The 11,882-nt window shown below is 72.0% G+C and carries 11 protein-coding genes; 10 read left to right on the plus strand and 1 reads right to left on the minus strand.

Features of this window, described 5'->3' with window-relative positions:
- Positions 1-120: 120 nt before the first annotated feature.
- Positions 121-1,338 carry an ROK family transcriptional regulator gene (locus P3T29_RS24630; RefSeq protein WP_280718798.1) on the minus strand — a complete coding sequence of 406 codons (1,218 nt, stop codon included), beginning with the start codon at positions 1,336-1,338 and terminating at the stop codon, positions 121-123.
- Positions 1,339-1,670: 332 nt separating this feature from the next.
- Between P3T29_RS24630 and P3T29_RS24635 the strand changes: the two genes are divergently transcribed.
- The 10 genes from P3T29_RS24635 to P3T29_RS24680 all read left to right on the plus strand — a co-directional run bounded on the left by P3T29_RS24635 (position 1,671) and on the right by P3T29_RS24680 (position 11,879).
- A complete protein-coding gene (locus P3T29_RS24635; protein WP_280718799.1) occupies positions 1,671-3,044 on the plus strand; it encodes an FAD-dependent oxidoreductase in 1,374 nt (457 codons plus the stop codon).
- A 198-nt stretch (positions 3,045-3,242) separates the two neighbouring features.
- Entirely contained in the window at positions 3,243-3,971 is a 729-nt protein-coding gene (locus tag P3T29_RS24640; protein ID WP_280718800.1) for a CDGSH iron-sulfur domain-containing protein, read from the plus strand.
- 304 nt (positions 3,972-4,275) lie between these two features.
- Positions 4,276-5,364 carry a hydrogenase expression protein HypE gene (locus P3T29_RS24645; protein WP_280718801.1) on the plus strand — a complete coding sequence of 363 codons (1,089 nt, stop codon included), beginning with the start codon at positions 4,276-4,278 and terminating at the stop codon, positions 5,362-5,364.
- A gap of 136 nt (positions 5,365-5,500) precedes the next feature.
- A complete protein-coding gene (locus P3T29_RS24650; protein WP_280718802.1) occupies positions 5,501-7,288 on the plus strand; it encodes a nickel-dependent hydrogenase large subunit in 1,788 nt (595 codons plus the stop codon).
- Positions 7,285-7,824 (plus strand): hypothetical protein, encoded by a 540-nt coding sequence (locus P3T29_RS24655; protein WP_280718803.1) that lies wholly within the window; start codon positions 7,285-7,287, stop codon positions 7,822-7,824. Before P3T29_RS24650 ends, P3T29_RS24655 begins: the two co-directional genes overlap by 4 nt.
- Positions 7,821-8,567: a DUF5947 family protein gene (locus P3T29_RS24660; protein WP_280718804.1), complete on the plus strand. Its 747-nt coding sequence runs from the start codon at positions 7,821-7,823 to the stop codon at positions 8,565-8,567. The genes P3T29_RS24655 and P3T29_RS24660 overlap by 4 nt, the downstream gene beginning before the upstream one ends.
- Entirely contained in the window at positions 8,564-9,286 is a 723-nt protein-coding gene (locus P3T29_RS24665; RefSeq protein ID WP_280718805.1) for a DUF6084 family protein, read from the plus strand. Before P3T29_RS24660 ends, P3T29_RS24665 begins: the two co-directional genes overlap by 4 nt.
- Positions 9,283-10,698: a hypothetical protein gene (locus tag P3T29_RS24670; RefSeq protein WP_280718806.1), complete on the plus strand. Its 1,416-nt coding sequence runs from the start codon at positions 9,283-9,285 to the stop codon at positions 10,696-10,698. Before P3T29_RS24665 ends, P3T29_RS24670 begins: the two co-directional genes overlap by 4 nt.
- Entirely contained in the window at positions 10,695-11,246 is a 552-nt protein-coding gene (locus P3T29_RS24675) for a hydrogenase maturation protease (RefSeq protein ID WP_280718807.1), read from the plus strand. Before P3T29_RS24670 ends, P3T29_RS24675 begins: the two co-directional genes overlap by 4 nt.
- A 228-nt stretch (positions 11,247-11,474) precedes the next feature.
- Positions 11,475-11,879, plus strand: a complete 405-nt coding sequence (locus P3T29_RS24680; protein ID WP_280718808.1) for a hydrogenase maturation nickel metallochaperone HypA — start codon at positions 11,475-11,477, stop codon at positions 11,877-11,879.
- The last annotated feature ends 3 nt before the right edge of the window (positions 11,880-11,882 follow it).

Genomic DNA, 11,882 nt, shown 5'->3' on the forward strand with positions numbered 1-11,882 from the left:
CTCCGCCGCAACGCCCGCGACGCCACCCGGCCCCTCGCTCTCCTCGGCCTCGCGTGATCACAAAACGGACGTCACGCGACTACGCCGAAGCCCTGCCGCTGTGCCCGGGTGCGGCTCGCGTCAGGGTCGGCCCGTTGCGGCCGACCGGCGGTGGAACACCTCGGGGCGGGCGGTGCGCAGCGCGGTGGAGAGGGCCCCGATCAGCACGGCGTCCTCGCCGAGCAGGCTCGGGGCGAGGCGGGGGCGGAGCGGGGTGAGGTCGTGCAGGGCCCGCTCGACCCGGCCGAGGAGGAGGTCCGCGCTGTGGCCGATGCCGCCGCCGAGCACCACCACGTCGGGGTCGAGCACGCAGGACACCACGGCCACCGCGTAGGCGAGTTGCTCGGCCTCGTGCTGTACGGCGGCCAGCGCGATCGGGTCACCGGCGCGGGCCGAGTCGAAGACCTCCTTGGCCGTGGTCACGCAGCGCAGGCCGAGTTCCCGGGCGGTCCGCAGGACCGATTCGGCGGAGGCGGCCGACTCCAGGGTGGCGCGGGTGCCCGGTGCGGAGCCGGGCGGGGTGGGCAGCGGCAGGAAGCCGATCTCGCCCGCCGTGCCGTGCGCGCCCTGGCGCAGTTTGCCGCCGGAGACCACGCCCATGCCGAGGCCGGTGCCGATCAGCAGGTAGACGAAGACGCTGCTGCCGACCCCCGATCCGCGCGCGTACTCGCCCAGCGCCGCGAGGTTGGCGTCGTTGTGCACGCTGATCGCGCTGTCGAGCCCGGCCCGGATACGGTCGAACAGTCCGGGCCGACCCCAGCCGGGCAGGTTGGGCGCGTACCGGACGCGTTGCTGCGACTCGTCCCAGACGCCCGGTGTGCCGATCGCGGCGTGCACCACCTGCTCGGGTGTCAGCCCGGCCTCGGCGATCGCGGCGTGGGCGGTGGCGATCACCGCGTCGGCGACGGCGTCGGCCGTCCGGCCCCGGTTCGGGACGTCCCTGCGGGCGGTGATCCCCCCGACCAGGTCGGCGACGGCGATGCGCAGCCAGTCGCGGCCGATGTCGATGCCGAGGACGTGGCCGGCGGTCGGGTCGGGCTCGTACAGCACGGCGATCCGGCCGCGCTCGGGGGCGAGCAGACCGGCTTCGCGGGCGAGGCCGGCCTGCTCGAGCGAGGCGAGCGCGGCGGAGACGGTCGGCTTGGAGAGCCCGCTGTCCCGGGCGAGTTGGGCGCGGGAGGCCGGGCCGGTGGTGCGCAGTCGTTCGAGCAGCAGCCACTCGTTGTTGCTGCGCAGCCGCTGCCGGTTCCACGGCTGGTCGAGGGTGGGGTCCACGGCCGAGCCCAGGGGAGGGTCCACAGGCGTCTCCAGAGGGGTGTCGCCGGGGGTGCTCCGGGCCGGATCCGGCTTCCGCGCTGAGCCCTCGCCTGGTCCGGTGGCCGGGTGGGAGCTCATGGTCGCCTCCGCGCCTTCGCGCTGTCGTCGGGGTGTACGGACGGTGTCCTGCTGTCCGTGCCACTGATCATTTCTGTGTTTCGGCCACTCTATGCACCGTCGCGCAGTGCGGACTCGGTGTGTGCACGATTAGTAAAGTTCCGTTACTAATAAAAGATCATGTCGAGCCCCGGGCGGACCGCGATGATGGGAGCCCTGCGGGCCCGCCGGGTCCGCGCGGCGGAAGGCGGACGGGTATGACAGAGCATCTGGTAGTCATCGGCGGGGACGCCGCCGGGATGTCGGCGGCCTCCCAGGCGCGGAGACGGCGTGGCGTCGACGACCTCCGGATCACCGCCTTCGAGCGCGGATCGTTCACCTCGTACTCGGCCTGCGGCATCCCGTACTGGGTCGGCGGGGAGGTCGCCGAGCAGGACGCGTTGATCGCCCGCACCCCCGAGCAGCACCGCGCGAACGGGATCGACCTGCGGCTGCGTACCGAGGTCACCGAGATCGACCACGCCGGACGGCGGGTGCTCACAAGGCAGTTGGAGACCGGCACCGAACAGTGGACCGACTACGACCAGTTGGTCGTCGCGACGGGTGCCGAGCCGGTACGGCCCGCGCTGCCGGGCTTCGACGCGCCCGGGGTGCACGGCGTGCAGACCCTGGACGAGGGCGCCGCGCTGATCGACACCCTGCACGAGGACGTCCGGACCGCCGTCGTGGTCGGCGGCGGCTACATCGGCATCGAGGTGGCCGAGGCGATGCTGCTGCGCGGCCTGCGGGTCACCCTGGTGCACCGATCGGCGGAGCCGATGCCCGCCCTCGACCCCGACCTGGGCCGTCTCGTCCGGCTCGGCATGGACAAGCTCGGCATCGAGGTGGTGCCCGGCGCCGAGGCGGTCGAGGTGCTGCTCGGCCCGGACGGACGGCCAAGGGCCGTCCGCAGCACGGTCGGTGAGCACCCGGCGGACGTGGTCGTGCTCGGCCTCGGCGTCCGCCCCCGGACCGGGCTGGCCCGCGCCGCCGGGCTGACGTTGGGAGCGCACGGCGGGCTGCTCACCGACGAGACCATGCGGGTGGTCGGCACGGACGACGTCTGGGCGGGCGGCGACTGCGTCGAGGTGCTCAACCTGGTGTCGGGGGCGTACCAGCACGTCGCGCTGGGCACCCACGCCAACAAGCACGGCCTGGTGATCGGCACCAACCTCGGCGGCGGGCGGGCGTCCTTCCCCGGCGTGGTCGGTACGGCGATCACCAAGGTCTGCGACCTGGAGATCGCCCGTACCGGCCTGAACGAGCGGGAGGCGGCGGCCGCCGGCCTGCGCTGGACCGCCGCCGTGATCGAGTCCACCGCGCAGGCGGGCTACTACCCGGGCGCCACCATGATGACCGTCAAGATGCTCGCCGAGCAGGGCACCGGCCGGCTGCTCGGAGTGCAGATCGTCGGCGGCGCGGGCTCGGCGAAGCGGATCGACGTCGCGGCCGTCGCGCTGTCCTGCGGGCTGACGGTGGGGCAGCTGATCTCGCTCGACCTCGCCTACGCCCCGCCGTTCTCCCCGGTCTGGGACCCGCTCCTGGTGGCCGCCCGCAAGGTGGCCCGCCTGGTCGGCCAGGGGCCGTCGTAGCAGTTCCACCGAGGGGCGCCCCGGCGCCGGTGCGGCCATCCGGGTGGAGCGGGTGGGCGCGGCGGGTGCGGCTGGGGCCGTCGCCGGGCTCGTGCGGTCGAAGATCGGCGGAGGGAGAGGCCGGTGCCGGTCCGGACGGTTGACGGACCGTCGGTCTCTGCCGACCTGTCCCGCCTCCTGCGCCCGAACGGACCGCCCGTGGACGAGTACAGCCCTGCCAGTTCCGACGAGAGCCCCGTCGAGCCCCGGGTGACGGTCACCCCCGACGGCCCCTACCGGGTCGGCGGACCGGTCGCCGTCACCCGGAAGGCGGTGGTCACCTCGGCCGACGGCGAGTCGCTGGCCTGGTCCTCGCCGCACCCGCTGCCCGGCCCCCAGGGCGGCGGCACGGTGGACCTGTGCCGCTGCGGGCAGTCGGCCAACAAGCCGTTCTGCGACGGGAGTCACCAGCGGCTCGGCTTCGACGGCAGCGAGAGCGCCGAACCCGAGGGCCCGTACGACGAGAACGCGCGCAGCCTGGGCGGCAGCGGCTTCGAGGTTCGGGACTACCAGAAGCTCTGCATCGGCGCCGCGTTCTGCGAGAACCGCGCCACCAGCGTCTGGGACCTCGTCCCCGCGACCGAGAACCCGGTGGTGCGCGGCCTGGTGATGTCGATGGTCGACCACTGCCCGTCCGGGCGGCTCACCTACCGGCTGGGACCGGACCAGCCGGACAACGAACCGGACCTCCCGGTGGAGATCGCGGCCGTCACCGACGGACCGCTCTGGCTGACCGGATCCGTCCCGGTCACCCTCGCCGACGGCAGCGAACTGCCTACCCGCAACCGGGTGGTGCTCTGCCGCTGCGGTCACTCGCGCAACAAGCCGCTCTGCGACGGCTCTCACATCCGGGTGGACTTCCGGGACGGCCCGGCGGCCTCCGCCTGACCCGCCCACCCTGCGGGCCCTTTGGCGGCACTGCCGGGCGCGCGGGCGCGGATCGCCCGGAAGGAGGCGGACCGCGAGCGTGTGGAGGCCGTTGGCTCGAGCGGGAGCCGGGCTGGACGTTCCTCGGTCCCGACGCTCCCTACCACGCCCGGCGCCGCGCGGCCGTCCGCAGGGGCGGCCGGGCGCCCCGCCGCACGGCTGTCACCGGATTGGCCCCGCCTGATGTCGCACCGGATCCGGCGGCCCCGGAAGCTGGTGGCTGACGTGCGGGTTCTCGTCACAGACCTCCCCGAGGAGGAATCCCATGAACACGACATCGCCGGTCACCACCGGTACCTCGGGCGCCACCGCACCGGCCGCCGAGGAAGAAGCCCCGATCCACATCCTCTGGATCAACGCCGGCCTCAGTTGCGACGGCGACTCGGTCTCACTGACCGCCGCGACGCAGCCCAGCATCGAGGAGATCGCGCTCAGCGTGCTCCCCGGTCTGCCGAAGATCGCCGTGCACTGGCCGCTGATCGACTTCGAGTGCGGTCCGGTGCAGGGTGCGGACAACTTCATCGAGTGGTTCTTCAAGGGCGAGCGCGGTGAGATCGACCCGTTCGTCCTGGTCATCGAGGGGTCGATCCCCAACGAGGCCATCAAGGCCGAGGGTTACTGGTGCGGCTTCGGCGACGACCCCGAGACCGGCCAGCCAATCACCACCAGTGAGTGGATCGACCGGCTCGCCCCCAAGGCGCTCGCGGTGGTCGCGATCGGTACCTGTGCCACCTACGGCGGCATCCACGCGATGGCGGGCAACCCGACCGGCGCGATGGGCGTGCCCGACTACCTGGGCTGGGACTGGAAGTCCAAGGCCGGTATCCCGATCGTCTGCGTGCCGGGCTGCCCGATCCAGCCGGACAACTTCTCCGAGACGTTGGTCTACCTGCTGTACCAGGCGACCGGCGCCGCGCCGATGATCCCGCTGGACGAACACCTGCGCCCGGCCTGGCTGTTCGGCGCCACCGTGCACGAGGGCTGCGACCGGGCCGGCTACTACGAGCAGGGCCAGTTCGCCACCACCTACGACTCACCCAAGTGCCTGGTCAAGCTCGGCTGTTGGGGCCCGGTCGTCAAGTGCAACGTGCCCAAGCGCGGTTGGATCAACGGCATCGGCGGCTGTCCGAACGTCGGCGGCATCTGCATCGCCTGCACCATGCCCGGCTTCCCGGACAAGTTCATGCCGTTCATGGACGAGCCCCCCGGCGGCAAGGTCTCCAGTACCGCCAGCGCCGCCTACGGGACGGTGATCCGCAAGCTGCGGTCGATCACCGCCGCCACCGTGGACAAGGAGCCCAAGTGGCGCCACCGGGGCGACAAACTCACCACCGGCTACCGGCCGCCGTGGTGACCGGGCCCGTCCCGCACCAGGACCGCAGTAGCAGCGCCGTAGGACGGCAGTAGGACAGCTGACGGACTGAAGTAGACCCGCAACAGGCCCGCAGTAGGACCGACTCTCCCGCACGAAGAAGGGCACGGCAGACACGATGGCAACACCGACGACGAAGGCGGCCGGCGACGGCAGTGGCCTGACGGAGATGTCCTGGGATCCGATCACCCGGATCGTGGGCAGCCTGGGCATTCACACGAAGATCGACTTCAAGCAGAAGAAGGTGGCGGAGTGCTACAGCACCTCGTCGGTCTTCCGTGGCTACAGCGTCTTCATGCGCGGCAAGGATCCCCGGGACGCGCACTTCATCACCAGCCGGATCTGCGGCATCTGCGGTGACAACCACGCCACTTGCTCGGTGTACGCGCAGAACATGGCCTACGGGGTGAAGCCGCCGCACCTCGGCGAGTGGATCATCAACCTGGGTGAGTCCGCCGAGTACATGTTCGACCACAACATCTTCCAGGAGAACCTGGTCGGGGTCGACTACTGCGAGCGGATGGTCCGCGAGACCAACCCGGGCGTCCTGGAGCTCGCCGAGCGTACCCCCGCCCCGCACGCCGGTGAACACGGCTACAAGACGATCGCCGACATCATGCGGTCGCTCAACCCGATCGAGGGCGAGTTCTACCGCGAGGCCCTCCAAGTCAGCCGCTACACAAGGGAGATGTTCTGTCTGATGGAGGGGCGCCACGTGCACCCCTCCACCCTCTACCCGGGCGGCGTCGGCACTGTCGCCTCCGTCCAGCTCTTCACGGACTACCTCAGCCGGCTGATGCGGTACGTGGAGTTCATGAAGCGCGTCGTCCCGCTGCACGACGACCTGTTCGACTTCTTCTACGAGGCGCTCCCCGGCTACGAGGAGGTCGGCCGCCGCCGGGTGCTGCTCGGCTGCTGGGGGGCGCTCAACGACCCCGAGTACTGCGACTTCACCTACCGCAACATGACCGACTGGGGACGGCGGATGTTCGTCACCCCCGGGATCGTCGTGGACGGCAAGCTGGTCACCAACGACCTCACGAAGATCAACCTCGGCATCCGGATCCTGCTCGGCAGTTCGTACTACCAGGACTGGGAGGGCAAGGAGCAGTTCGTCACCCACGACCCGCTCGGCAACCCCGTCGACCCGCGCCACCCGTGGAACCAGCACACCATCCCCGCGCCGCAGAAGCGGAACTTCGACGACAAGTACAGCTGGGTGATGTCCCCGCGCTGGTTCGACGGCAAGGACTACCTGGCGCTGGACACCGGCGGCGGCCCGATCGCCCGCCTCTGGTCCACCGCCCTCTCCGGCCTGGTCGACATCGGCTACGTCAAGGCCACCGGCCACAGCGTGGTGATCAACCTGCCGAGGACCATGACCAAGCCGGAGACCACCTTCGAGTGGAAGATCCCGCAGTGGAGCAACGCGCTGGAGCGCAATCGCGCCCGCACGTACTTCCAGGCCTACGCGGCCGCCGTGGCACTGCACTTCGCCGAGAAGGGCCTCGCCGAGGTCCGGGCCGGGCGCACCCAGACCTGGGAGAAGTTCGAGGTCCCGGACGAGGGCCTGGGCGTCGGCTTCACCGAGGCCGTGCGCGGGGTCCTCTCGCACCACATGGTGATCCGGGACGGCAAGATCGCCAACTACCACCCGTACCCGCCGACCCCGTGGAACGCCAGCACCCGTGACACGTACGGGACTCCGGGCCCGTACGAGGACGCCGTGCAGAACACCCCGATCTTCGAGGAGAACACCCCGGAGAACTTCAAGGGCATCGACATCATGCGCGCCGTGCGCAGCTTCGACCCCTGCCTGCCCTGCGGCGTGCACATGTACACCGGCAACGGCCGGACCGTGAAGCAGCTGCACGTGCCCACCGGCCTGAGCGGAATGGGCGGATGAGCGCGACAGGGGTGCCGGCACCCAATGCCGAACAGGCCGGGCGGCGGGTCGAGGAGGTACTGGACCGCCTCGCCGCCTCCGGCAACCGCGAGGCGTGCGACGCGGCCGAGGAGCTGGTCCGTGTCCTGATGGACTTCTACGGCGCGGGGCTGGCCCGGATCCTGGCCCTGCTCGGGAAGGCCCAACCCGCCGCGCTGGAACGGCTGCTGCGCGACGAGCTGGTCTCCGGGATGCTGGTCCTGCACGACCTGCACCCCGAGCCGACGGAGGTCCGGATCAACCGTGCGCTGGAGAGTCTGCCCGGCCGCCCGGTCGAGTTGATCGCCTTCGACCCGGACACCGGCGCGTTGCGGGTGCGCTCCGCCGACTCGGGCGGCTGCGGCTGCCCGAGCACCAACTCGGCGGCGCGGCAGGCTGTTGAGGACGCGCTGGCCTGCTTCGCCACCGAAGTCAGCTCGGTGCAGCTGGAGTCCGCCGCCAAGGAGCCGACGCTGCTGCAGATCTCACCCCGCCCGGCCTCGGTGGTCGCGTCATGACCACCCGTCAGGCCTGGCCCCCGCGTACCGGGCCCGCCCCCGGGCCGGTCGGCCTGCGCCGCTTCGTCGCCCCGGCCGGGCCGCAGCCGGAGCGCTGCGAACTCTGCGGCGTGGCGGTCGCCGAGGGCGGTCACCGCCACCTGGTGGACACCGAGAAGCGCTCGCTCGCCTGCGCCTGCACCCCGTGCGCCCTGCTGTTCGAGCGCCCGGGGGCGGCCGGCGGGCGGTTCCGGACCGTACCGGACCGGTACTTCACCGATCCGGACCACGGTCTGGACGACAGCGCGTGGGAGCAGCTGCAGATCCCGGTCAGCGTCGCCTTCTTCTTCCGTAACGCCGCCCTGGACCGCCTGGTCGCGCTCTACCCGAGCCCGGCCGGCGCCACCGAGAGCGAACTCGACCCGGCGACCTGGCAGTCCGTCCTCGGCGGCTCGCGGCTCGCCGGGCTGCTCGAACCGGACGTGGAGGCGCTGCTGCTCCGCCGGGTGGCCGGCCGGTACGAGTGCTTTCTGGTGCCGATCGACATCTGCTACGAGCTGGTCGGGCGAATGCGGCTGCACTGGCAGGGATTTGACGGTGGGTCAGAAGCGCGGGCCGACCTGGAGGAGTTCTTCGCGCACGTCGCCCGGCGGGCCCGGACACCCCGGGAGGACCAGTGGGCGCAGGGCCGACCGCTTGCGGGCCGAGCACCTGAGGGGGGCCGGCTGCCCGAGGGTTGGTCGATCGAGGACGGACGGCCGTGACGGAGTTCTCCTTCGCCTGTACGGGAGTCAGCGCCGACCGGTACGCCGCCGGGCCCACCCTGGTGTTCCGGCTGCGGATCACCGCCACACCCGGCACCCGGGTGCACGCCGTCGCGCTGCGCTGCCAGCTCCGCATCGAGCCGGCCAGGCGCGGCTACCAGGCCGACGAGGCCGAGGGGTTGGCCGATCTCTTCGGTGAACGCGCCCGCTGGGGCAGCACCCTGCTGCCCCTGCAGTTCGCCCAGGTCTCGCTGGTGGTGCCCGGCTTCACCGGGGAGACCGAGATCGACCTGCCGGTTCCCTGCACTTACGACCTGGATGTCGCGCCGACCAGGTACTTCAACGCCCTCGACGAGGGTGAGGTACCGCTGTTGATGCTCTTCTCCGGCACCGCGTTCACCGGCCCCGGCGGCTTCCACGTCGAGCCGGTGCCCTGGGACCGCGAGGCGTCCTACCGGATGCCCGTGCAGGTCTGGCGCGACATGGTCGAGCAGCACTTCCCCGGCTGTGGCTGGCTCCGGCTGCCGCGCGACACCATGGACGCCCTGCTCGTCTACCGCTCCCGCCGAGCACTGCCCTCCTGGGAGGCGACCGTCCGGGAACTGCTCGAAACGGCGGAGCCGCCCTCGGCCTCCCGCACGACGGCCTCCCACGGGCCGCCGCCCACCCCGGCGCCGCCCGCCCCGGCGCTGCTCGCCCCCGAGAGGACGGCCCCGTGACGACGTCCACCATCACGCCCGAGATCGAGACCCGGTTCGCGGCCGCCCGGCAGGTCGCCGACGCGGTGCTCTTCGAGGGCTACGTGCTCTACCCCTACCGCGCGTCGGCGGCCAAGAACCGGCTGCGCTGGCAGTTCGGCGTGCTGGTGCCGCCCGCCTGGGGCGCCGACAGCGGCGAGCATGCCTTCCAGCGCACCGAGTGCCTGATGGAGCCTCGGCACGGCGCGACGCTCTTCGTCGAGCTGCGCTTCCTGCACGCCCAGCGCCGGGTGGTCCAACGGGCCCTGCCCGAAGGCGGTTACGAGACCGTTCCCGAACTGGAGCTCGCCGACCGGGTCCTGACGCCCTGGGACGAAGGCGTCGAGGAGCGGGTCCAACTGGCCGTCCCGGTCTCCGAACTGAGTGGCGAGGGCAGGGCGTTCCCCTTCACCCGGCCGGTCCGGGAGGAGACCGAGGCGGTGTACGACGAGTCCGGGCGGCTGGTCGGCCGGCTGTTGCGCCGACGCGAGGAGGTGCACGGGACGGTCCGGCTCACCGCCGCCGAACTGCCGGGCCCGTACGCCGTCCAGCGGCTCACCGCCGTGGTGGAGAACACCGCCGACTGGCAGCCCCGGCACACGGACTCCGACCACTCCGACCGCGAGGCGGCGCTGCCGCGTTCGCTGGTCTCGGCCCACCTGATGCTGGGCCTCAGCGCCGGCTCGTTCCTCTCGATGGCCGACCCGCCCGAGTGGGCCAAGGGCGCGGCGGCGGCCTGCGAGAACCTGCACACCTGGCCCGTGCTGGCGGGCGAGGGCGGGCGTCCGGACGTGGTGCTCTCCTCGCCGATCATCCTGGAGGACCACCCCGCCATCGCCCCCGAGAGCCCCGGCGCGCTCTATGACGCGCTGGAGATCGACGAGATCCTCGCGCTGCGCACCGCCGCCCTCACCGACCAGGAGAAGCGCGAGGCCAGGGGCACCGACGCGCGGGCGGCGGCCGTCATCGACCTCGCCGACACCATGCCGCCCGAGGTGCTGGAACGTCTGCACGGCGCCGTGAGGTCGCTGCGGGAGATCACCGAGCCCGCAGCCGCCACGGACGACGTCGACCTGATGCGGCCGGAGACCCCCTGGTGGGATCCGGCGAGCGACAGCGCCTTCGACCCCGCCCGGGACCGGATCGTGGTGGACGGCCGGTCGGTGGGCCTGGGCAGCCGGGTGCGCCTGCGGCCCGGCCTCCGGCGCACCGACGCCCAGGACCTGTTCCTGCACGGGCGGGACGCCCTGGTGGAGGCGGTGCTGCACGACGTCGACGGCGGGGTGCATCTCGCCGTCACCGTCGAGGGCGATCCGGGCGCCGACATCCGGCGGGAGCAGGGCCGGTTCCTGTACTTCCAGCCCGACGAGGTGATCCCGCTGGAGGACGAGTGAGCACCCCCGCCCGCCGGACCCTGGTCGCCGGGGTCGGCAACATCTTCCTCGGCGACGACGGCTTCGGTGTCGAGACGGTACGCCGACTGGCCGGTGAGCCGCTGCCCGCACATGTGGAGACGTTGGACGTCGGCGTCCGGGGAGTCCACCTCGCCTACCAACTCCTCGACGGATACGACACGTTCGTGCTGCTCGACGCCACCGCTCGTGGCGGCGAACCCGGCACGCTGTACCTGATCGAGGGAGCCCGGCCCGGCGGTGTCGAGCCGCAGGAGGCCCTGCTCGACGGGCACCGGATGTCCCCCGACGCGGTCCTCGCGCTGCTGGACACCCTGTGCGTCGGCACCGGCGGCACCCCGCCCCGGCGCACGCTGATGGTGGGCTGCGAACCCGCCTGCGTGGAGGAGGGGATCGGGCTCAGCGCCCCGGTCGCCGACGCGGTGCCGGAGGCCGTACGCCTCGTCCTGCGCCTGCTCGGCGAAGCGGATGCGGATGCGGATGCGGAAGAGCTACTCGTGACTGATGAGAGGAACGCGTTCCCATGTTGAAGAAGATCTTTTCCCTCGGTGTCCTCGCGGCGGCCGGCGCTCTGGTGCTGCAGCTGCTGCCGGACATCAAGCGCTATCTGCGCATGCGCTGCATGTGAGACCGAGCGCGTGGCCGAGTACTGAACCGAACGAGTTACCCCCGGCGCGGTGTGGCGGCGTGGCAGTCCGCCGCCACCTGCGCACCGGCCTGTAATGGACCGGAACCCACGGCCCGGCAGGAAGAGACCGATGCACGAGATGTCCATCGCGCTGGCCGTCATCGGCCAGGTGGAGGAGGCGGCGCTGGCCGGTGGCGCGACCGCCGTCCGGTCGGTCCGGCTCCAGGTGGGCGAACTCGCCGGGGTCGTCCCCGACTCGCTCGCCTTCTGCTTCGAACTCGCCTGCACCGGAACGGTGTTGGAGGGGGCCGAGCTGGTCACCGACCCGGTGCCGGCCCGCGCCCGCTGCGCGCCGTGCGCCGGTGAGTGGGCCGTCGGGATGCCGCCGGACCTGTGCTGCCCGAAGTGCGGCTCGGCCACCGCCGAACTGCTCTCGGGCCGCGAACTGCAGATCGTCAGCGTGCGGTGGGAGGACGGAACGACCCGGGCCCCTACCCCGGCCCCCACCCGCGAACGGATCCACGAGGAGCGCTGAACC

The sequence above is a fragment of the Kitasatospora sp. MAP5-34 genome (assembly GCF_029894335.1).
In the GTDB taxonomy this organism is placed as follows: Bacteria; Actinomycetota; Actinomycetes; order Streptomycetales; family Streptomycetaceae; genus Kitasatospora.

Excerpts from the sequence above, each read along its gene's own strand:
- P3T29_RS24650 (WP_280718802.1), top strand. The coding sequence starts at position 5,501 with ATGGCAACACCGACGACGAAGGCGGCCGGCGACGGCAGTGGCCTGACG.
- P3T29_RS24660 (WP_280718804.1), top strand. The coding sequence starts at position 7,821 with ATGACCACCCGTCAGGCCTGGCCCCCGCGTACCGGGCCCGCCCCCGGG.
- P3T29_RS24645 (WP_280718801.1), top strand. The coding sequence starts at position 4,276 with ATGAACACGACATCGCCGGTCACCACCGGTACCTCGGGCGCCACCGCA.
- P3T29_RS24635 (WP_280718799.1), top strand. The coding sequence starts at position 1,671 with ATGACAGAGCATCTGGTAGTCATCGGCGGGGACGCCGCCGGGATGTCG.
- P3T29_RS24655 (WP_280718803.1), top strand. The coding sequence starts at position 7,285 with ATGAGCGCGACAGGGGTGCCGGCACCCAATGCCGAACAGGCCGGGCGG.
- P3T29_RS24680 (WP_280718808.1), top strand. The coding sequence starts at position 11,475 with ATGCACGAGATGTCCATCGCGCTGGCCGTCATCGGCCAGGTGGAGGAG.